Raw genomic sequence first — 21,143 nt, 5'->3', positions numbered from 1 at the left:
GGGCCCTACCGGTCGCCGGGGTTGCTGCGCACGCCCCTTTCGAAACGTTGATGGTTCCCAATGTGGCATTCGCAACACCCCTCCGGATCCGCGGGCGGCCTCAGAAGTACGTGAAGGTCGGAAGTACGTGAAGGCCCCCTTCACTACGTCTAGCGCAGTGAAGGGGGCCTTCACGTACTTCCGATATGGGCACGCGGAGGACGTAACTCGCGTGATTGAGCACGTAACTCGCGTGTTTGGAGGCGATCCGCCTCTGATCACGCGAGTTACGGCTCTGATCACGCGAGTTACGTCCCCGCGCACCGCCGTACTCAGGGCTTGGTGCCGGTCACCAACGCGTGCTCGAACGGCAGTTCCACCGAGCGGACGTCGACACATCCGACCGACTTGAGCCACGCCGACGCCTCGGCCTGCGGCCAGGCCATCCCGCGTCCGGTGGCGAGAATGTTGAGGTACAACGAAAGCCGCGCGGAGAGCGGCCCACCGGTCTCGTCGTCCGCGGCCGCGAAGCCGTAGATCGAGATCTTCCCGCCGGACGGCAGCACCTCGTACGCCTTGGCCAGCAGCATGACGGACTGCTCCGCCGTGAAGGTGTCGAGCACATGGCTGAACAGAGCGTGGTCGGTGCCGCCGGGGAAGGCGTCGGTCAGCAGGTCGGCCGGGTGCAGGGTGAGCCTGTCGGTGACTTCGGCGGGCACGCGCTGTTCGGCCAGTTCGACGCTGCTGGGCAGGTCCAACAGGGTGGCTTTGAGGCCGGGGTTGGCCTTCAGCAGGGCCGCCGCCGTGGTGCCATCGCCACCGCCGACGTCGAGCAGGTGCCGCGACGACTTCACGTCGATGTGCTCCAGCAGCCCCGGCATCGTCTGCAGCGAGAACGCCGACATCGCCGTGTAGAAGATCCGCGCCTTCTCCGGGTCGTTGCCGAGCCGCGCGTACAGCGTGTCCCCCGGGCCGTCGAGCGCGTCGAGGGCCTCGTTGGTGCCCGCGCGCAGCGCGGAGGTCATCCGCGCGAACGCCGGGTAGTAGATGGTCTTCCAGCTGAGCAGGATGTGCTGCCAGCTCTCCGGGCCGCTCGTGGCGAGCAGTTCGGTCGCGACCGGGTGGTTCACATAGTCGACGCCCCGCTTCTCGATCAGGCCCGTGGTGGCCAGGGCGAGCATCAGCACCCGGACCTTGTGCGGCTCCAGGCCGGTGAACTCACCGAGTGCCGCCGCGTCGGCGCCGCCGCGCTCTTCCAGGAAGTCGAAGATGTCCAGCTCGATACCGGACACCACCGCGTTGAACAGGGCGGGACCGTTGGCGATCAGCTGGAAACGACGGTGAACCTCGGTGGAGTCGAGCGATTCCTGCATCGGCAGATTTCCTTTCCGGCCGGCGGAGATTTCCGCAGACGTTGAGAACGACACCGGCCCGCCTCAGAAGGAGCCGGACGCCGGTCCGGCATTGGCGTCGAAAGAGCTGCCGGAGTAATCGGGATGGAGTACGGAGAAGGCATAGGTGGCGGGCGCGGCGATCATCGCCGCGACACCGAGGACGAGGGCGGCCGTGACCACTGATTTCGAAGCGTTCTCACGCATTCGGGCCACGATGAGCACGACGAGGGCGGCCACTCCGAGCACGAGCGTGCCCCATTTCGCCCACGGCAAGAAGTTCGGGTAATGGGACCACAGCCAGGCGCCCCAGGCCAGCTCCGCCGCGATGGCGATCGGCAGGATCCAGCCCTGCCTGCCGCCGCCGCGATACGCCCGCCAGAAGGTGACGATGCCGAGCGCGGAAAGCGCCGCGATCGCAGGGGCGAGAGAGGCCACGTACGCGGTGTGCGCGACAGCGCTCGCGCTGAACACGAAGAGGAAGGTCACCAGCCAGACGCCCCACATCACCAGCCCGCCTCGCACGGGATCGGTGCGCTCGGCGCGGCGCCACCACCAGAGCCCGCACAGCAGGGACAGCAGGGCGAGCGGGAACAGCCAGGCGATCGCGACGCCGAGGTGACCGTCGAGCAGTTTGGTCGCCCCCATCGGATCCGCCCGAGTCTCCATTTTGGACTCGTCCGGCTGCGGGCCGCCAGGACCGAGGGGCTGGCCGCCTTCGGCCTTCGGACCGAAGTCTCCGTTCTGTTCGTCCTGGTGCTTGGTCCCGAAGTTCCCGTTCTCGTCCAGGCCCTGACCGCCGCCGGGGCCTTGCGGATCCCCGGGACCGCCCTCGGGGCCAGGGCCGTCACCCGGACCACCCTGAGGTCCACCGGGACCACCGGGGAAGTCGCCAGGGCCGCCACCGGGACCACCAGGGCCGAGCGACGGAAGGCCGCCGCGACCGTTGGGGTCCTCGGCGCCGGGCAGGTGGATGCCGACCCGGCCGAGACCGTTGTAGCCGAACACCATGGCGAACGCGCTGTTGTTCGTGGTGCCGCTGATATGCGGGCGAGAACTGTCCGGGGTGAAGGTGTAGAGCGCGATCCACGACAGCGACACCGCCAGCGTCACCACCCCGGCGAGCGCCAGGTGCTTCGCCCGGCGGCGCAGCTCGACGGGGGCGCTCAGCAGGTAGCCGATCGCCAGTGCGGGCAGGATCATCCACGCCTGCACCATTTTCGCCTGGAAGCCGATGCCGACCCAGACACCGGCCAAGACCAGCGACCGGAGCCGCGCCTCGAGCACGGCGCGCTGATAGGCGTCGACGGCGAGCACCAGGCACATCGTCAGCAGACCGTCCTGCATGCTGTGCCCGAACATGGACGCGAGGACCGGGGTGAGGGTGAAGATGCCCGCGGCGAGCAGCCCGGGCACCACGCCCGCCCAGCGTCGCACGACCCGGTACAGCACCAGTACCGAGATCACGCCCTCGATCACCTGCGGCAGCGCCAGCGACCATTCGTGATAGCCGAAGATCTTGGCCGAGATGGCCTGCGGCGCGAACGATCCGGCGAGTTTGTCGAGTGTGTACGTCGCACCCGGGTCGACGGTGCCGTAGAAGAACGCCTTCCAGCTCTCGGACATGCTCTTGGCCGTGTCCGAGTACAGCGGCGCGAAGTCGACCCTCGGCAGGTTCCAGGCGTAGAGCACCAAGGCCACGAAGGCGATGCCCAGCAGCGCCGGCCGGGCCCACCGCGGCTGGTCGGCGGGTGAGCGCCAGAACGCCCAGCGGCCGCGCACACCCTCGGGGGCGGGGTCCGGTGACGGTGACGGCAGATGGGTGAGTGTTGCGGACACTCCGGTACCTCGCTTAACCGTTGTTGTCGAGGAGAACGGGCCAGGTTGTTTCGCCGAATCCGCCCCGCGGCGAATTCTTCCGCGCGTGCTCGTCCAGCCTCTCGAACAAATTCTTGTTCCTGCCGTTGAGCATCGTCAACTGGGAAGAATAGCACTCGACGGCTTCTTGTTTCCGTTTCCAAGTCTCCGTCGTCGCGGACTCGAATTCGGAAGTGCCGAGCCGGAAACCGGCGGGTAGTTCGATCGTTCCCGGTTTGAACATCGAATAGGGGAGGTCTTCCCACAGCCGTATCGGAATGTTCGTCGCGCGCGCGGCGGACAAGGCGGCGTCACGGGTGGCCAGGTTGTCGGGATGGTCGACGACGGCCGCGCACGTGACGATCAAGGTCGGCTCGAACTCCGCGACGACCGCCTCGATGTCGTCCTTGATCTGGGCGACGAGACCGTCGTCACCCGGTGAATCCTGGGCCACCGCGAGCTTTTGCCCGCCCTCCACGTGATCGGTGAGCCACCGGCCGTCCGGCAGCCTCCGGTAGATGGAGTCGAGGAACCGGCCGTGCCGGTACGCCAGCCCGAGGTGGGCGAGCGCGGCGATGTCCTCGTTCCGGCGATGGAGCGGCGCGTCGTCCTCCGGGGACAGACCCCAGACCGCGTGCATTCGCTCCGCCGCCGCGGAATAGGGAGGCGGTGCCGTTCCGGCGAAGACCGTGTTGACGAGCACCTCCGAACCGTCCCGCGCAGATTGGGCGAGACTCGCGCCGAGGGAAAGGACCGCGTCGTCCAAATGCGGGGAGATCGCCAGCAGCCGGCGTGGAATCATGGTGCTGATTTTGGTTACCGCCTTGTCGCACTTCAACTGGTGAGTCTGGACAGTGCTCGGTTCTCGTGACGCAACGCCGAACTCGCGTGATCAGGCACGTATCTCGCGTGATCAGAGGCGTAACTCGCGTGATCGGACAGCGCACACAGGTCAGCGCTGGGCCGCGGCGCGCACGAGTTCCGCCGCCACCGTCGTCCCGTCGGTGCGGATCGTGCCGGCGACGGTTTTCGCGCGTGCCGAGGTTTCCGGAGTCAGTGCCGTGACGAGCGCGGCGGAAAGCGAATCGACCGTCGGGTTCGGGCCGTCGTGTGCCACCCCGATGCCCAACTCGGCCACCTTGGCGGCGAAATGCGGATGGTCCGCGATCTGCGGGACCACGACCTGCGGAACTCCCGCCAGCGCCGCCACATGCGTCGTGCCGGTGCCACCATGGTGGACCGCGGTGGCCACGCGACCGAAGAGCGCTTGCAGGTTTTCCTCTCCGACGGCAAGGCAGTCGGCACTGTCGTCTGGCAGCGTCAAACCCGCCCAGCCGTGGGAAAGAACGACCCGGCGCCCCTGGGCGCGGATCGCCTCGACGGCCACCTTCGCGATGTCGGAGGGGGCGGGCGAGCAGCCGAAGCCGACGTACACCGGCGGCGGGCCGGCGGCGAGAAACGCTTCCAGCTCAGCGGAAAGCGGACGATCGTCGGGGTGGATCCACGCGCCGGTCCGGACACCGCCGTCCGCCGGTGCCAGCAGCGGATCCGCCGCAAAGAAGGGCTCGTCGGCGGCGCTGAAGTCGTACAGGTTCTTGACCGGCGGCAGACCGATCGCGGCGCGCAGCTCGTTGAGCGCGTCGCCGAACATCCCGTCGGCACCGTTGTTGTACATGCCCCGGTGTTCGGGCGACGGCACGAGCACCGGCGAGGGGACGACGTAGAAGTACGGGATGCCCAGTTTCTCGGCCACCGAACGGACACCGATCGCGCCGGACAGCAGGCCGGTCGCCACCACCGCGTCACAGCCTTCGGCGGCCGCCGGGATCTTGTCGAACTGCTCGGCGATCCCCGCGATCGCGGCCTCGGGCGATTCGGGCGGCCCGCCCAGCTTGCCCGCCTCTTCGAGCACCGGCTTGCCGACGACGACGTGCGGCACGCCCACCTCGGCCAGCCGTCCGGTGTAGTCGGGAGGCGCGCACATCCGCACCTCGTCCCCTTGCTCGCGCAACCGCAGTGCCAGCGCCACCAGCGGTTCGACCTCGCCGCGGGTTCCGTACGACCAAAACAACACGCGCATTTCGTATCCCCTGGTGTACTTCAGCGCCGGACCGCGGCGATGCCGACCGTGGCGTAGTTGATGGTGAACGACCCACCGATTTCGTCGATGGCCGAGCCGAGATACGCCAGGAACCGGGCGCGCGCGTCCTCCGCGAGGTGGTTGAGCCCGCCCTGCGTCGGGATCTGGTCCAGCCACTCGTCACGGGTGCAGACCCGTGACCACTCGAAGCGCAGTTCCTCCGGATCGCTGAACGCGCCGGTCCGGAGGATTCCTTCGGCGGCCTTGACGTACTGCTTGGCGTAGACCTGCTGGACGTACTCTTCGACGTCTTCGTCCTTTTGGGACGGCGGCTCGAACTTCACGTCCGGCATGGCGTGCCGGTACGCCTCCCCCTGCGCCGTCATGACGGCCTCTGGGAGCTCGAAACCGTTGTCGAACAACGCGATCAGGCCATGTGGGACGAGCACGTCCGCCACCTTGGCCGCGCCCGCGAACGGATCGACCCAGTGCCACGCGGTCCCCGAGGTGACCGCGTCGAAGGTGCGGCCGGCCGGGTCCCAGTCCTCGAACTTCGCGACCTCGACGTCCAGCCCGCGCCTGCGGGCGACCTCCGCCATCCGCGCGTCCGGCTCGACGCCGAGCACCGTGCACCCCGCCGCCTGGAACGGGCGGGACGAAAGGCCGGTGCCGCAGCCGACGTCGACGAAGTTCTTGCCGGGGCTCATCGAGACGATCCGGTCGACCAGTGCTTCGGGGTAGGTGGGCCGGGCGCGGTCGTACCGTTCGGCGTCGGCGCCGAACCACTGCGCCATCTGCCGGTTCTCGTGCGGTGCTGCAGCCAGATCGGACATTTTCCTCACCCTGGTCGGTTGATGGTCAGACGGAAACGCGGCCGACGGCGGCACGCAGGCGCTCCGCGGCCACGGTCGTCCCGTCGCCGCGGAGCGTGCCGGCGACGGCTTTCGCGCGTGCCCGGGTCTCCGGGGACAGCGCCGACGCGAGCGCGGCGGACAGCGAATCGAACGTCGGAGCGGGCCCGAACTCCTCGAACGCCACACCGATGCCCAGCGCGGCAACCTGCTCGGCGAAGTACGGCTGGTCGGTGATCTGGGGCAGCACGACCTGCGGGATACCCGCCCGCGCGGCGACCGTCGTCGTGCCCCCGCCGGCGTGGTGGACGACGGCGGCGACGCGGCCGAACAGCGCCTGGAGATTCACCTCGCCGACGGCGAAGCAGTCGGCGCCGTCGTCGGGCAGGGCCATGTCCGCCCAGCCCCGCGAGAGGACCACCCGGTGCCCCTGCGCACGGATCGCCTCGACGGCCAGCTTCACCGTGTCCGCGATTTCGGGTGTGCTGCCGAAACCCACGTACACCGGCGGCGGACCGGCGGCGAGGAACGCCTCCAGGTCCGCGGGAAGAGGGCGCTCGTCGGGCAGGATCCACGCGCCGGTCTGCACGGCGCCGAGTTCGGGCCGGGGCGGGGCCAGCACCGGATCCGCCGCAATCCAGGGCTGCTCGGTGAAGCCGTACTCGACGAGGTTCTCCACCGGCGGCAGTCCAAGCCATGCGCGACGGCCGTTGAGCGCGGCCGCGTATCGCCGGGAGAAGACCTCGTTGTAGAAGTCCCACAGGGCCCGGTTGTCGTCCATGGCCTCCTCGGGCGGCCGTCCGTCGCCCCGCGACAGGGGCGGCGGGTAGTACGGCGACGGCAGATAGATCGGGCAGTACGCGGCGTAGAAGTACGGGATGCCCAGGCTTTCGGCCACTGAACGCACGCCGATGGCGGCGGACAGGACACCGGTCGCCAGCACCACGTCACAGCCCTCGGCGGCCGCCGGGACCGCGTCGAACTGCTCGGCGAGCTCGTCGGCGGGGCGCCTCGGTTCCGGGCCTTCCGTCATCCCCCGCATCATGGCGTGCAACGACTGCCCGACCGGAACGAACGGGACGGCGAACTCGGCCAGCCGTTCCGCGGTGTCCGGCGGCGCGCACACGCGCACCTCGGTGCCGAGTTCCCGCAACCGCACCGCCAACGCGACCACCGGTTCGACGTCTCCGCGGAGTCCGGTCGTCGACAACAACACACGCATTTCATATCCCCTGGCTTCAGACGGAAACGCGGTCGACCGCGTCGAGGAGGAATTTCGCGGCCACGGCGGCCCCGTCGGTGCGGACCGTGCCCGCCACGGCCGCCGCGCGTTCCCGGGTTTCGGTGGCGAGTGCCGTCTCGAGCGCGGCCGACAGTGACTCGAAGGTCGGCGTCGGGCCTTCGTGCGCCGCGCCGATCCCGAGTTCGGCCACCCGGCCGGCGAAGTACGGCTGGTCCGCGATCTGCGGGACCACGACCTGCGGAACACCCGCCCGGGTGGCCGTGGTCGTCGTGCCCGCGCCACCGTGATGGACGGCGGCGGCCACCCGGCCGAACAGGAGCTGCTGGTTGCCCTCGCCCGCCGCGAAGCAGTCATTCCGGTCGTCGATCAGCGCGAGGTCTGCCCAGCCACGGGAAATGATCACCCGGCGGCCGTGGGCCCGCACCGCCTCGATGGCGACCTTGGCGGCCTCTTCGGGGGCGCGCATGCTGCCGAAACCGACGTACACCGGCGGCGGACCGGCGGCGAGGAACGCCTCCAGCTCCGCGGAAAGCGGCCGCTGGTCGGGCAGTGTCCAAGCGCCGGTCTGGACAACGTCGAGATCTGTCGGCTGGAGCGGGGCGAGGGACGCGTCGGCCGCCAACAGGGGGTGATCGGTGAAGCCGTAGCCGAAGACGTCCTCGACCGGAGGGAGGCCGATCGAGGCGCGCTGGCTGTTGAGCGGTTCGCCGAAGCGTTTGAGCGCACTCCGGCTGTTGCGCTCCCACAGCGCCCGGTTGTCGGTGCCTTCCGGCGCGGGAGGCTCGCCGAGCGGGGGCGGCGGCGCGTAATGCGGCGACGGGATGAAGCGCGGGCAGTAAAAGGCGTAGTAGTAAGGGATTCCGAGTTTCTCCGCCACCGACCGGACAGCGACCGCGGTGGCCAGCATCCCGGTCGTCACCACGACGTCACAGCCCTCGGCGGCCGCCGGGACCTCGGCGAACTGGACGGCCATCGCCTCGGCCGAAAGCCGCGGCCCGTCCTCGGGGGACGGCGGTTTCGCCCCCTTGATCGCGGTGCGGGTCGAACCTCCGACCGGTACCAGCGGGATTCCGACGTCGGCCAGCCGTTCGGAGGAGTCCGGTGGCGCGGCCATCCGCACCTCGGCGCCCGCCTCCCGCAGCCGCACGGCCAACGCCACCAGCGGTTCGACGTCCCCCCGGCTTCCGGACGTCGCCAGCAACACGCGCTTCACGTAATTCCCCGTTCTTTCAGTTCAGGCGGGAACCGACGGCTTTTCCCGGCTGACCGCGTCGCGCAGCAGATCCACGGCCACCCTGGTCCCGTCGGCGGGGATCGTGCCGGCGACCTCGATCGCCTTTGCCCGCGTCTCGGGGGCCAGTGCCGTGGTGAGCGCGGCGGACATGGCCTCGAACGTCGGAGCCGGCCCTTCGAGGGCGACCCCGATCCCCAGTTCGGCGACCCGGTCGGAGTAGTACTGCTGGCCGACGATCGACCGCACGATGATCTGCGGCGAACCCGCGCGGGTGGCGATATGCGTCGTGCCCGTGCCGTCGTGGTGGATGGAAACGGCGACCCTCCGGAACAGCTCTTGGAGGTTCACCTCGTCGACGGCGAAGCAGTCGTCCTCGTCCTCAGGCAGGTCCAAACCGGCCCAGCCACGCGAAAGGATCACGCGGTGCCCCTTCGCGCGGATCGCCTCGATGGCCACCTTCGCCGCGTCGGCGGTGCCGGACGAGCTGCCGAAACCGACGTACACGGGAGGCGGACCGGCGGCGAGGAAAGCCTCCAGGTCGGCGGGAAGCGGCCGTTCGTCGGGCAGGATCCAGGCTCCGGTCTGCACGGCCTCGTGCCGCGGCTCCAGCGGCGCGAGGATCGGATCCGCGGCCAGCAAAGGCTTTTCGGTGGAGCAGTAATCGAAGAGGTTCTTCACCGGCGCCAGGCCGATCTCGGCCCGCTTCGCGTTGAGCGCGTCTCCGAACAGTCCGTCGGCGCCCTGGTTGTACATCTCGCGCTGCGGCGCTTCGAGGTGGCTCGGCAGGTGGATCGGGCACAAAGCGACGTAGTAGTAGGGAATTCCGAGCTTCTCGGCCACCGACCGCACCGCGACGGCGCCGGACAGCAGACCGGTCGCGACCACGACGTCGCAGCCTTCGGCGACGGCGGGCATCTGATCGAACTGGTCGGCGATCCCGGCGGCGGCGAGCTCGGGATCCCGGCCCTCGCCGTCGTCCATCCCGCGGTCCGGCCGGGCGACCGGCACCAGCGGCACGTCGATCTCGGCCAGCCGCTCCGCGCTGTCCGGCGGCGCGCACACCCGCACCTCGGCGCCGGATTCCTTCAGCCGCGCGGCCAAGGCCACCAGCGGCTCGACATCCCCGCGTGAGCCACACGCCCACAACAACACGCGCATTTCGCTTCCCCTCTACCAGGTGACCGGCAATTGATCCGGGCAGTCGATGAACGCGTTCCGAAGCTTGACCTCGTCGTTGGACACCGCCAGGCGCAGCCCGGGGAATCGCTGCCACAGGGACTGATAAGCCATGCGCAGCACCGACCTCGCGATCGCGGCGCCGATGCAGTAATGAATGCCGTGCCCGAAACCGACGTCCGAAACCGGCGGGCGCCGCGCGTCGAGCACGTTCGGGTTCGGCGTCAGCGCTTCGTCCCGGTTGGCCATCAGGATCGAGCAGAGGACGTAATCCCCCGCCTTGATCAGCTGCCCGCCGACGACGACGTCCCTGAGCGCCATCCGCGGATTCGGCTGCTGGACGGGCGAGAGGTAACGCAGCAATTCGTTGACGACGCGATCCGCTTCTTCCTTGCCTTCGAAGAGCATCTGTTTCTGGTCCGGGTGGTCCAGGAGCGCGAGCACCCCGAAGCCCAGCATTCCCGCGACGGTCTCGACACCGCCGAGCAGCAGTGCCGTGCACAGGCCCTTCAGCTCGTCGTCGGTGACGTTGTCGCCGTGCTCGCGGACGAGCATGCCGAGGAAGCCGTCGTCGGGATCCTTGCGCTGGCGGGTGATGAGACCGAGCAGGTACTGGTTGAACGCCGCGCTGTCGGCGGCCCTCGCCTTGAATCCGCGGCTGAGATCGACGTTACGCCGGATCCGCCGGATGAACTCGTTGCGGTCGTCACGCGGGATGCCGAGCAGTTCACAAAGGACACCGCCGCCCACCGGGTCGGCGAAAAGTCCTTGTACGTCAGCGGGCGGGCCTTCGGCCTCGACCTCGTCGAGACGTTCGTCGATGAGTTCCTGGATCGCGGGTTCCAGCCGCCGGATCCGCCGGACGGTGAACTCCGGCGTCAGCATCCGCCGCAACCGCGTGTGCTCGGGCGGGTCGTAGGTGGAGATCTGGCCGACGAACTGCGGCGCCATGGGCACGTCTTCGCCGTTGGTCGTCCGTTTCGCCTCGGCCTCGGTGAGCCGGGGCCGCGTCGTGAAGTTCTCGTGGTCGCCGAGGATCTTGCGCACGACGTCGTAGCCGAGCGCCTGCCAGACGTAACCCGTGCCGAGCTGCGTGGACGCGTCCCCGAGAATCCGGACCAACGGGCCCTTCTCCCGCAACGCGAACATGTCCTCGTGCGGATCGCAGTGCGTCCTCATCATGTAGTTCGCCGTCGGCTCCACGGCCGGCGCGACCTCGTCGATTGCGTGCTCCATACCGAGTGGAAGCTCCTTTGGTGACCTGCGGTCCGGCCGTTGTGCCGCGCCGCAATCTTCATCCGCGATCGGGCGGGACGTCCAGCGCCGCCATGGACGACTCGTGAGTGGCTCAGGGGAAATGGGAAGGCGAAGCCGTCGATGGCGCGAAAGCCACTTTCGGGACATCCAGCGTCGCGAAAGTGGCTTTCGCGACACGGCACGTCACCGCCAACCGGAACTCACCATTCGACCATCAGGCTCGTGAGCCCGTAAGCCGGCGTGGTGAGACGGAACATGGTGTCCTTCTCGGGATCCGCCAGCCTCAAGCCCGGAAACCGCCGCCACAGCAACGTGAAGACCGTCCGCAGTTCGAGCCGCGCCAGCGAAGCGCCGAGACAGTGGTGGATCCCGTGCCCGAACGCCACATGCGGCGCGGGCTCCCGCGTGAGGTCGAGCCGGTCCGGCTCCGGTACCAGCGCGGGATCACGGTTCGCCATGGGGAGCGAGCAGAGCACGGTCTCGCCCTCCTTGATCACCTCGTCCCCGATGACGACGTCCTCCATGGCCGTGCGGGGGGTCGGGGCGTATGGGACCGTGAGGTACCGGATCAGCTCGTCGACCGCCCGATCCGCCGCCTGGCCGTCGCCCCGCACCGCGTCGAGTTGTTCGGGATGCCGCAGCAGCGCCAGCACGCCGAGGCCGATCATGCCGGAGATGTTGTCGTCACCGGCCAGCATCACCTGAACGCAGAAACCCCGCAGTTCCTCGTCGGTGGCCTCGTCACCGTGTTCGGCGACGACCGCGCCGATCAGCCCTTCCCCGGGTTCCTCGCGGTTCCTGGCGATCATCGCCAGCAGGTAACGGGAGAACGCCTCGCCGGCGGCAGCCCGTCTCCGCTGGCTCAGCGAGGCGTCGAGGTGCCCGTGGCACAGCTTGAGGAACATGGCGCGGTCGTCACGGGGCACCCCGATCAGTTCGCACAGCACGGCTCCGGGCACCTCGTCGGCGACGAGCTCGATCACGTCGGCGGGGGATCCCTCGTCCTCCATGGCATCGAGCCGTTCCGTCACGATCTGCTCGATGTACGGCTCCATGCGCCGCATCTTCCGCAGGGTGAATCCCGGCGTCAGCTTCTGCCGCATCCGGGTGTGCTCTGGCGGGTCGTAGTCCATCAGGTTGCCGACGAGCTCCTGCGGCCGGAAGATGCCCTGCCCGCCGACCTCGTCCTGCTCATGCCAGCGGCGCCGGGTGCTGAACCGCTTGTGGTCGCCCAAAACCTGGCGGACGACCGAGTGTCCCGCGGCCATCCAGATGGTTTCGGCGTCCGCCCCGGTGCCCACCGTGACCTTCGACAGCGGTCCGGCGGCGCGCAGTTCGTCCGCCGGGTCGAGGTCCTGCCTGCGGATGTGCAGCGGGCGCGTGTCCTCACCACTCAACGGGGAGCTCCTCGATGTTGAACGGGGCGGGTTTGCCCGCCACGAACCGCAGTTCCTCCTCCGGCACCGCCAGCCGCAGTGCCGGGAACCGGCGCGCCAGGATCGGCAGTGCCACCCGCAGTTCGAGCCTCGCCAGCGGGGCCCCGACGCAGTGGTGGATGCCGTGCCCGAAGGCGAGGTGCCCCGGACTGTTCTCGCGGGTGATGTCGAACTTGTCGCCGAGCGCGCGGTTGACCGCCAGCATCGAACAGGTCAACACGTCACCGGCGTGGATGTCGTAGCCGGCGATGGTCAGATCGACGAGCGCCGTCCGGGGAGAAGGGGCCTCGACGATCGTCGGGAAACGCAGGACTTCCTCGGTCGCGCTGTCCACCAGCTCCGGGCGCTCGCGCAGCAGGGACAGCTGGGCGGGATTCGTCGCGAACAGGAGCACCGCCATCGCCAGCTGGGCGGCCATCTGCTCGACGGCCACGATCAGGATCGCCTCGGCGAGCCCCGAAAGTTCCTCGTCGCTGACCTTGTCGCCGTGCTCGCGCACGATGAACCCGATCAGCTCGTCGCCGGGATCGCGGCGTTCGCGGGCGGCGAGCTTCTCGCAGTAGTTGACGACACCGAGGCTCGACTGCGCGCGCTGCTTGGGGATCCGGCTCTCCCGGCTGTCCCGGATCATTCGCGACAGATCGGCCTGATCGTCGCGCGGGACACCGAGGAACTCGCAGGCGATGAGCGCCGGGATGGGCCAGCCGGCGTACCGGACGAAGTCGATCGGCGAGCCCATGCTCTCCAGATCGTCGAGGCCCTCCTCGATGACTTCTTCGACCCGCGGACGCAACCGCTCGATCCGCCGGACGCTGAACGCCCCGGCCACCGTCCCGCGCAGGCGGGTGTGATCGGGCGGGTCGTAGGCCTGCAGGATCCCCGGCAGGTGGGCGCGGTCCGCCTCGTCGTCGACCGGCCGCATCGAGCTGAACCGCGTGGCGTCGGCGAGGATCTCGCGCACCTCGTCGTACCCGGTGACCAACCATTGCCTGCGGCCGTTCAGCCCCGTCTCCGTGTCGTATCTGTGCAGCGGGCCTTCCTGGTGCAACGCCCAGAGCTCCGGCGCCGGATCGAGCCGGATCCGCTGATGCGGCAAGGGAACTACCATGATTCTCCTCAGGCTTTCTGGCGTTACCAGTCGAGCGGCAGGGCTTCCACGTCGAACGGTGGTGGTCCGAACTTGAGCTTGCGATCGGGCTCGGCGAGCCTCAGCTTGGGAAAACGCCGTGCCAGCGCGGGAATCGCCTCCCGGAACACCATCTCCGCCAGCGGCCTGCCGAGGCAGTGGTGGATACCGTGCCCGAACGAGACATGCGGCGACTTCTCCCGGGTGATGTCGAATTCGTCCTCCGGCGCGGGGAACTTCGCCCGGTTCGCCCCGAGCAGGGAACACGTGACGGTGTCTCCGGCCTTGACCAGACGGCCGCCGATCGTCACGTCCTCCTTCGCGATACGCGGGTGGAGTTTCTCGTCGGTGGTCAGATACCGGTTCAGCTCCTCCAGCCAGTCCGGGATCGTGTCCGGCTGGTCTCGCAGGATGTCGAACTGCTCCGGGAAATCGACCATCAGCAACGCACCCGCCGCGAGGAACCGGGCCACCTGGTCGCCGCCGGCGCCCATGATGAACGCGGCCACCCCGGCCAGCTCCGCGTCGGTGATCTCGTCGCCGTGTTCGCGCACCACGACGCCGAACAGGTCGTCACCGGGATCGCGGCGCACGCGGGCGACGGCCTTGTTCATGTACTGCATGTACTTGTTGCCCGCCGCGTTGCGCCGTTTGTCCGTCCGCTCGGTCCGGCTGGCGTGCAGGGTGCGGGACAGATCCGCCTGGTCGTCCCGCGGGATGCCGAGGAAGTCGCAGGTCGCCGTCGTGGCGATCGCCCAGCCGAAATGCGGGACGAAATCCACCGGACCGCCCATGTCCTCGATGGTGTCCAAGGCGTCTTCGACGATCTGCGCGACCTCGGGGCGGAAGTCCTTCATCCGCCGCATCGTGAACGGCGGGGTGACCAACCGGCGCAGCCGCGTGTGGTCCGGCGGGTCGTAGTGGGTGAGGAAACCGGGCCAGGCGATACCTGCCGCGGTCCCGCCGTAGATCAGGCGCGCGCTGAACTTGTCCGAGCTGAGAACCTGGCGGACCTCGTCGTATCCGGTGGCGAGCCACGCGGTCCGCCGTTCGCCGTCTTCCTCGGTGCCGAGGGCGGAGATGGGGCCTTCGGCCATCAGGGCGAGGAGTTCCGCTCCCGGATCGAAGCGGTTCCTCCGGTGGATTTCCAGGCCCTTGACGACGTTGAGTTCCTCGAACACGGCAGTTCCTTTCGCCTCAACCGGCCGTCACGCGCGGGAATGATGTTCTCGGCTTGGGCGGACGAGCGTCGAGTTCGTCCAACCGTCCGGATCTGGTCGGCGGGGGCTGAAGGACGCTTTCACCGCATGTGATGCCGGGGAAAGCGTCCTTCACCGCATGTGATGCCGGGAAAGCGTCCTTCACCGAGGCTCGTCCAACCGTCCGGATCTGGGCCGGCGCCTCGTTCCGGGCCCCTCGCCGCTCGCGCCGGAGCACGTGTTGCGAAAGCCACTCTCGCAACGTTGAAGGTTGCGAAAGTGGCTTTCGCAACCTCGCGGTCGGGAGCGGCCGGGGTGAAGGGCGCTTTCACCGCATGTGATGCGGGGAAAGCGCCCTTCACCGCGTGTTACGCGGGGAAAGCGCCCTTCGCCGCGTGTTACGCGGGGAAAGTCCCCTTCGCCGAGCTCGTCCAACCGCCCGGATTGAGCGGCTGGACACCGCCGGTCAGCCGTTGACTTCGGCGATCAGGCTCTTGGGCCGCAGGTCGGTCCAGTTCTCCTCGACATAGGCGAGGCATTCCTGGCGCGAGGCCTCGCCGTGGACGCGGGTCCAGCCGGCGGGCACCTCGGCGAACGTCGGCCAGAGCGAGTGCTGGCCCTCGTCGTTCACCAGCACGAAAAAGGAACCGTCTTCGTTGTCAAAGGGGTTGCTCATGATCGCTTTTCCTTTCACGCGCCCGGCCGCGGCCGGAGCTTCTCGGCGACGATGGATCCAATCTGGACCAACGCCGCGGGTTGCACCATGTCGTAATGGTTGGTCGGGATCTCGTGGTGTTCGATCGTTCCGCTGGTGAAGTCCTTCCAGCCGGCGACGGCCTCCGACACCGGCAGGTGGGCGGGCCGGTCCTCCGAGGCGACGAACAGCAGGATGTCGCCGTTGAACGGCGAGGCCGTGTGCTGCGGCCCCACCTTCCAGAGGTTCTTCATGACCGCTTCCAGCCGTTCCCGGGCACCGGGGCCCTGGACCATGCCGCCCGCCAGCTCCAGATCCTGCTGTTTCCGCTTCTGGAGGCCGTCTTCGTCGCGCGCCGCCTCTTCGGTCACCGTGCCGGTCGCGTTCCGTCCCATGTAGACGGGGTAGGCGTCGAGCAGCGCGAGCAGGCCGAGTTCTTCCCCGTCGGCTTCGAGCATCGCGGCCATCGCCTGCGCGATCCGGCCGCCGAGCGACCAGCCGAGCAGGTGATACGGCCCGGTCGGCTGCACGGCGCGGATATGCGCGAGGTAGTCGGCCGCCATCTCTTCGACGCTCTCGGGCAGCCGTTCGGTCCGCGCTAGACCGCGGGCCTGCACGCCGTATACCGGCTGGTTCGCGGGAAGATGCCGCAGCAGCGGCCCGTAGTTCCAGCTCAGCCCCCCGCTCGCGTGCACGCAGAACAGCGGCGGGCGGTCGCCGCCGGCCTGCAGCGGCAACAGGATCTCGTAGTCGCCCGTCTTCACCGAGGTGCTCGTGCGCTTCCGCTCCCCCACCACGATCAGGGTCTTGGCCGGGGTCTTGCGGGCGAGCAGGCCGGTGTTCAGCATCCGGTGTCCCGGCTCGCCGAACGGGCAGGGCTCACCCGTCTTGCCCTCGTCCACCGCCGGTCCGGTGACGTAGAGGTCGCCGACGACGCCAGGCGCGACGGGCCGCTTCTGGCCGTCGAGCACCAGCGCGCCGACCGGGCCCAGCTCCGCGACGACCGAAGGCACCTCGCCCGCCCACCGCGCCGGCGCGATCGCCGGACGGCCGCGTTCGGTCTCGTCGAGGAAGAGGTCCAGCTCGCTGATCCGCCGCTGGGGATCCTCCGCGACCTGCTCCAGGACGTGGACCAGCCGCCGTGCCACCGATTCGGCCGTGGCCTCGTCGAAAAGGTCCGCGGCATAACGAAGAGTGCCTTCGAGACCGTCCTCGTTGTCGTCCTCGTCGAGGCGCTCGGTGAGCTTGAACGCGAGATCCAGTTCCGTGGCCTCGACGCCGCCGGGTTCGACGCTGGTGCGCAGGGCGGGCAGTTCCGCCGCGTCCCACGCGCCGATGTCCTCCTCGTCGACCTCCAGCCCCACCTGGAACACGGGGTGGCGGGACAGCGAGGCGGGCAGGTCCAGCAGGTCGACGATCCGCTCGAACGGCACGTCCAGCTGCTGGCGCGCACCCCGCACTGCCTCCTGCACCCGCGTGACGACCTCGAGGAAGGTCGGGTCGCCGGAGAGATCCGTACGCAGGGCCAGCGGCCGGGCGAACGGACCGATCAACGGCTCGAGGTCGATGAGGTCCTCGTCCCGCGCCAGCTTCGTCCCGATCACCAGGTCTTCGCCCGCGCCGGATTTGCTCAGCAGCATCGCGAGCCCGGCGTGCACGACGTGGATCGTTTCCGCGCCGAGCCGTTCCACCGCTTCGGTCAGCCGTTCGTACGGTTCGGCGCCGAGCCGCAGCGCGACCGTGCCCGCCCGCCGCGACGGGACGGCCGGACGCGGACGGTCGAACGGGAGCACCGTCTCCCCTTCGATCCCGGTCAGGGTGTCCCGCCAGAAGACGACCTGTTCGTTGATCAGGCTGCCCGGTTCGTCCTCGTCCGCGAGGAGCCGCTGCTCCCAGATCGCGTAGTCGGCGAACTGCAGCGCCAGCGGCGCGCGCTCGGGAACGCGGCCCGAACGCCGTGCGCCGTACGCGGCCGATAGATCGCGGAAGAACACGTCGAGCGAGTCGTCGTCGGCGAGGATGCGGTGCAGCCGCAGATGCAGCACGTGCTCCTTTTCCCCCAGCGCGAACAGATCGCAGCGCCACGGCACCTCACGAGTGAGGTCGAAGACCGACGCGCGCAGCCCGGCGAGCAGTCCGGGAAGCTCCTCCTCGTTGGCGGGCACCGGGGTCAGCTCGATGGGCGCGGGCTCGTGGACGAGTTGCCGGACGTTCTGCGCGTCTCCCGGGAACGTCGTGCGAAGCACCTCGTGCCGGGTCGCGACGTCGCCGAGCGCGGCCGCCAGCGCGGCCACGTCGAGCCTGCCGCGCAGGCGCAGCGCGACCGAGATCTGCAGTCCGGCGGTCTCCTCACCGGGGTTGGCCAGCAGCCAGGCGCGGAGCTGCCGCGCGGTGAGCGGAACCCGCTCGGGCCGCTCGGCCGGTTCCAGCGCGGGACGGGACTTCGCGGCGAGGGCCCTGGCGACACCGGCGGGCGTCGGCGAGGAGAACAGCTGCCGGATGGGCAGATCCACGCCGATCACCTCGCGGATCCGCGCGATGAGCCGCATCGCCAGCGCCGAGCTGCCGCCGAGGTCGTGGAAGGCGTCGTCGACACCCACGTTGTCGACGCCGAGGATCTCCGAGAACAGCTCGCAGAGCACCTTCTCGGATTCGCTCTCCGGCGCCTTCTCCGACGCGCGGCCCGCGAGATCCGGGGCGGGCAGCGCCCGGCGGTCGACCTTTCCGTTGGGCGTGACGGGCAGCCCGGGCAGCGCGACGACCGCCATCGGGACCATGTACGCGGGCAGCACCAAACCCATCTGGCGCTTGATCTCCTCCGGGCCCGCGTCGCCACCGTCGGAGACGAAGTACCCGACCAGCCGCTTCTCCCCCGGCTGGTCCTCACGCGCCATGACGACGGCCTCGACCACGCCCGGCTGGGCCGCCAGCACGGATTCGACCTCGCCCAGTTCGACGCGGTAGCCGCGGATCTTCACCTGGTCGTCGGCGCGTTCGAGGAACACGACCTCGCCGTCGCGGGTCCAGCGCGCCAGGTCGCCGGTGCGGTACATGCGCTCGCCCGGGACGAACGGGCACGCCACGAAGCGCTCGGAAGTGAGGCCCGGGCTGTCGAGGTATCCACGTGCCAGGCCCGTTCCCGCGATGTACAGCTCACCCGCCACACCCGGCGCGACCGGCCGCAGGAACGCGTCGAGGATGTAGATCCGCCGGTTCGTCATGGGGTGACCGATGGGCAGTTCCCGGCCGACGACGTCGCCGGGTTCGATCGGGAGCCACGTCGCGCACAGGGTGGTCTCGGTCGGCCCGTAGGTGTTGCGCACCCGGAGATTCGGCTGGGCCCGGCGCAGGTTCTCCACGGACTGCGCGGGAACGATGTCACCGCCGGTGCCGATTTCGACCAGGCCCTCGAAGCATTCCGGCGACGTCTCCGCGAGCGCGCGGAAGGTACCGGCGGTGAGGTGCACGTAGTTCGCGCCGCGCGCGACGGCCTGCCGCACCCCGGCCGCGTCGAGCACGCCGGGCTCGGTGAGCAGGACACGCGCACCCGTCGAGAGCGGCACCCACATCGCGTACAGCGAGGGGTCGAAGACGTGCGTCGCGTGCATGAGGACGCCGTCGCCGGGGCCGATCTGCCAGCCCTGGTCGCCGGCCAGACCCGCCACGCCGCCGTGCGGGATCCCCACGCCCTTGGGCAGGCCGGTGGAGCCGGAGGTGTACATGACGTACGCCAGATCGTGCGCGCTCGGCCGGAATTCCCGTGCCGTGGCTGCGGAAGCGTCGATGGCGGCCCGCGTTTCCGGTGCGTCGAGGACGATCGTGTCCTTCGGCACGACGCCACTGGTGGCCTGCGTGCACACCACGACCGAGACCGCGGAGTCGTCGAGGATGAACGCGATCCGCTCGGCCGGGTACTCGACGTCCACCGGGACGTAGGCGGCGCCCGCCTTCCAGATCGCCAGGAACGCGATGAGCAGCTCCGGCGACCGTTCCATCGCCACGCCGACGCGGTCTCCGCGGGCGACCCCACGGGAGGCGAGGTACCCGGCCAGCCGGTTCGAGGCCTGGTCGACGGCGGCGTAGGTCAGGTCCGCGCCCGCGGCATCGGTGATCGCCACCGCCTCGGGCTTCTCGGCCACCCGCCTCGCGAACAGTTCGACGACGGATTCTCCGGGAACCGGGCCCTCGGTCGCGTTGAATTCGTCCACCACCAAGGCGCGTTCGGTCTCGCTCAGCAGCGTCAACCGGCCGACGAGGACGTCGGGTTCGGTGACCAGCCGCTCCAGCACGCGGGCGAGCGCGCCGACGACCGATCCGGCGACCTTTTCGTCGAACAGGCCGCGGTCGTAGTCGAGGATGAGCGGCATCTGCTCACCGGGGCCGGTGACCAGGGTGAAGGGGTAGTGCGACGAGTTGCGTCCCCGCTTGACCGGGCGCAGCGTCAGGCCGTCGTGTGCCTGGCCGAGGCCCTTGCGGGGGAAGTTCTCGTAGATGACGAGCGTGTCGAACACCGCGCCGGGGCCGACGACGGCCTGCACGTCCTGGAGGCCGAGGTGCTGGTGGGCCATGAGGGCGGACTGGTCGCGCTGCAGTTCGGCGAACAGGTCGACCGCGCGCCGGGCGCCGTCGAGCCGGACCCGCACCGGCAGAGTGTTGAGCAGCTGGCCGACCATCGATTCGACCCCCGCCAATTCGGCGGGACGACCCGAAGCGGTCGCGCCGAACACCACGTCGGTCCGGCCGGCGAGCTGCGACAGCACAACGGCCCACGCGCCCTGCACGACGGTGTTCAGCGTGAGGTCGTGGCTCCGCGCCAGATTCGCCAGCCCGTCGGTGAGTTCCGTGGACAGCTCGACGATCGCCGTGTCGATCTCCGGTACCCGGCCGGGATCCGCGGGCGCCACCGCGGTCGGCGTGTCCAGTCCGGCGAACTCCTCACGCCAGGCCGCACGGGCGATTTCCTTGTCCTGCTTGCCGAGCCAGGCGAGATAGTCCCGATAGGACACTGTGGGCGGCAGCCCCGACGCGTCCCCGCCCGCGGCGTAGATCGCGGCGAGTTCGCGGTGGATGATCGGCATCGACCAGCCGTCGGTCAGTACGTGGTGCAGCGTGTGCACGAGCCGGTGGCGGTCCGGGCCGAGCCGGATCAGGTGCAGTTTCATCAGCGGTGCCACCTCGATGCGGAGCCGCTCGGCGAGCTCGTCGGCGGCCAGCCGGTCGACCTCGCTGTCGAGGATCTCCTCCGGCAGCCCGGTGAGATCCGTTTCGCGCCAAGGGATCTGCGCGTCACGGGTGATGACCTGCACCATCTGCGCGCCGCTGACGTAACGGAAACAGGCCCGCAGCGCGGCGTGCCGATCGACGAGCGCCTGCCACGACGCCCGCAGCAGCGCGGCGTCGAGCGGGCCGTCGATGCCGTAGACGGTCTGCACGGTGTAGGTGTCGGGCCCCTCGTCGTCGAGGGCGGTGTGATAGAGCATTCCCTCCTGCAGCGGGGAAAGAGGCCAGACGTCCTCCACGCTGGAACGCGGTTTCGCGCGAGTGTCGTCAACGGTCACGATCTGCTCCTTGGTGAGTGGGTGAACTCGCGTGCTCGGGGGCGTATCTCGCGTGATCGGAG

14 protein-coding genes are annotated in these 21,143 nt (G+C 69.4%); all 14 read right to left on the bottom strand.

Annotated features, from left to right (window positions below; genetic code table 11):
• Positions 1 to 311 precede the first annotated feature (311 nt).
• The 14 genes from ACFVM3_RS33660 to ACFVM3_RS33595 all read right to left on the bottom strand — a co-directional run bounded on the left by ACFVM3_RS33660 (position 312) and on the right by ACFVM3_RS33595 (position 21,081).
• Positions 312 to 1,352: a methyltransferase gene (locus ACFVM3_RS33660; RefSeq protein ID WP_378443948.1), complete on the bottom strand. Its 1,041-nt coding sequence runs from the start codon at positions 1,350 to 1,352 to the stop codon at positions 312 to 314.
• A gap of 63 nt (positions 1,353 to 1,415) precedes the next feature.
• On the bottom strand, positions 1,416 to 3,209 hold the full coding sequence (locus ACFVM3_RS33655) for an ArnT family glycosyltransferase (protein ID WP_378443947.1): 1,794 nt from the start codon (positions 3,207 to 3,209) through the stop codon (positions 1,416 to 1,418).
• Between the two features lie 13 nt (positions 3,210 to 3,222).
• Positions 3,223 to 4,029, bottom strand: coding sequence for a PIG-L deacetylase family protein (locus ACFVM3_RS33650; RefSeq protein ID WP_378443946.1), 807 nt, complete (start codon positions 4,027 to 4,029; stop codon positions 3,223 to 3,225).
• Positions 4,030 to 4,179: 150 nt separating this feature from the next.
• Positions 4,180 to 5,307, bottom strand: coding sequence for a glycosyltransferase (locus ACFVM3_RS33645; RefSeq protein ID WP_378443945.1), 1,128 nt, complete (start codon positions 5,305 to 5,307; stop codon positions 4,180 to 4,182).
• A 20-nt stretch (positions 5,308 to 5,327) separates the two neighbouring features.
• The gene (locus ACFVM3_RS33640; RefSeq protein WP_378443944.1) at positions 5,328 to 6,140 is read right to left on the bottom strand and encodes a class I SAM-dependent methyltransferase; all 813 of its coding nucleotides are present in this window, start codon (positions 6,138 to 6,140) and stop codon (positions 5,328 to 5,330) included.
• 25 nt (positions 6,141 to 6,165) lie between these two features.
• Complete coding sequence (locus tag ACFVM3_RS33635; protein ID WP_378443943.1) at positions 6,166 to 7,380, bottom strand: glycosyltransferase; 1,215 nt, start codon at positions 7,378 to 7,380, stop codon at positions 6,166 to 6,168.
• A gap of 16 nt (positions 7,381 to 7,396) precedes the next feature.
• Positions 7,397 to 8,614 (bottom strand): glycosyltransferase, encoded by a 1,218-nt coding sequence (locus ACFVM3_RS33630; RefSeq protein ID WP_378443942.1) that lies wholly within the window; start codon positions 8,612 to 8,614, stop codon positions 7,397 to 7,399.
• 21 nt (positions 8,615 to 8,635) lie between these two features.
• Positions 8,636 to 9,793 carry a glycosyltransferase gene (locus ACFVM3_RS33625; protein WP_378443941.1) on the bottom strand — a complete coding sequence of 386 codons (1,158 nt, stop codon included), beginning with the start codon at positions 9,791 to 9,793 and terminating at the stop codon, positions 8,636 to 8,638.
• A 12-nt stretch (positions 9,794 to 9,805) separates the two neighbouring features.
• Positions 9,806 to 11,047: a cytochrome P450 gene (locus tag ACFVM3_RS33620; RefSeq protein ID WP_378443940.1), complete on the bottom strand. Its 1,242-nt coding sequence runs from the start codon at positions 11,045 to 11,047 to the stop codon at positions 9,806 to 9,808.
• Between the two features lie 221 nt (positions 11,048 to 11,268).
• Positions 11,269 to 12,465, bottom strand: a complete 1,197-nt coding sequence (locus ACFVM3_RS33615) for a cytochrome P450 (RefSeq protein ID WP_378443939.1) — start codon at positions 12,463 to 12,465, stop codon at positions 11,269 to 11,271.
• Positions 12,455 to 13,612 carry a cytochrome P450 gene (locus tag ACFVM3_RS33610; RefSeq protein WP_378341885.1) on the bottom strand — a complete coding sequence of 386 codons (1,158 nt, stop codon included), beginning with the start codon at positions 13,610 to 13,612 and terminating at the stop codon, positions 12,455 to 12,457. Before ACFVM3_RS33610 ends, ACFVM3_RS33615 begins: the two co-directional genes overlap by 11 nt.
• Positions 13,613 to 13,635: 23 nt before the next feature.
• Positions 13,636 to 14,811 (bottom strand): cytochrome P450, encoded by a 1,176-nt coding sequence (locus tag ACFVM3_RS33605; protein WP_378443938.1) that lies wholly within the window; start codon positions 14,809 to 14,811, stop codon positions 13,636 to 13,638.
• Between the two features lie 484 nt (positions 14,812 to 15,295).
• Complete coding sequence (locus ACFVM3_RS33600) at positions 15,296 to 15,505, bottom strand: MbtH family protein (RefSeq protein WP_126733878.1); 210 nt, start codon at positions 15,503 to 15,505, stop codon at positions 15,296 to 15,298.
• A 14-nt stretch (positions 15,506 to 15,519) separates the two neighbouring features.
• Positions 15,520 to 21,081: an amino acid adenylation domain-containing protein gene (locus tag ACFVM3_RS33595; RefSeq protein ID WP_378443937.1), complete on the bottom strand. Its 5,562-nt coding sequence runs from the start codon at positions 21,079 to 21,081 to the stop codon at positions 15,520 to 15,522.
• Positions 21,082 to 21,143 lie beyond the last annotated feature (62 nt).

Source organism: Amycolatopsis sp. NPDC057786 (assembly GCF_042797905.1).
In the GTDB taxonomy this organism is placed as follows: Bacteria; Actinomycetota; Actinomycetes; order Mycobacteriales; family Pseudonocardiaceae; genus Amycolatopsis.
The sequence above is the reverse complement of the archived record's forward strand: the minus strand, read 5'-3'. Positions and strand labels throughout refer to the sequence as shown.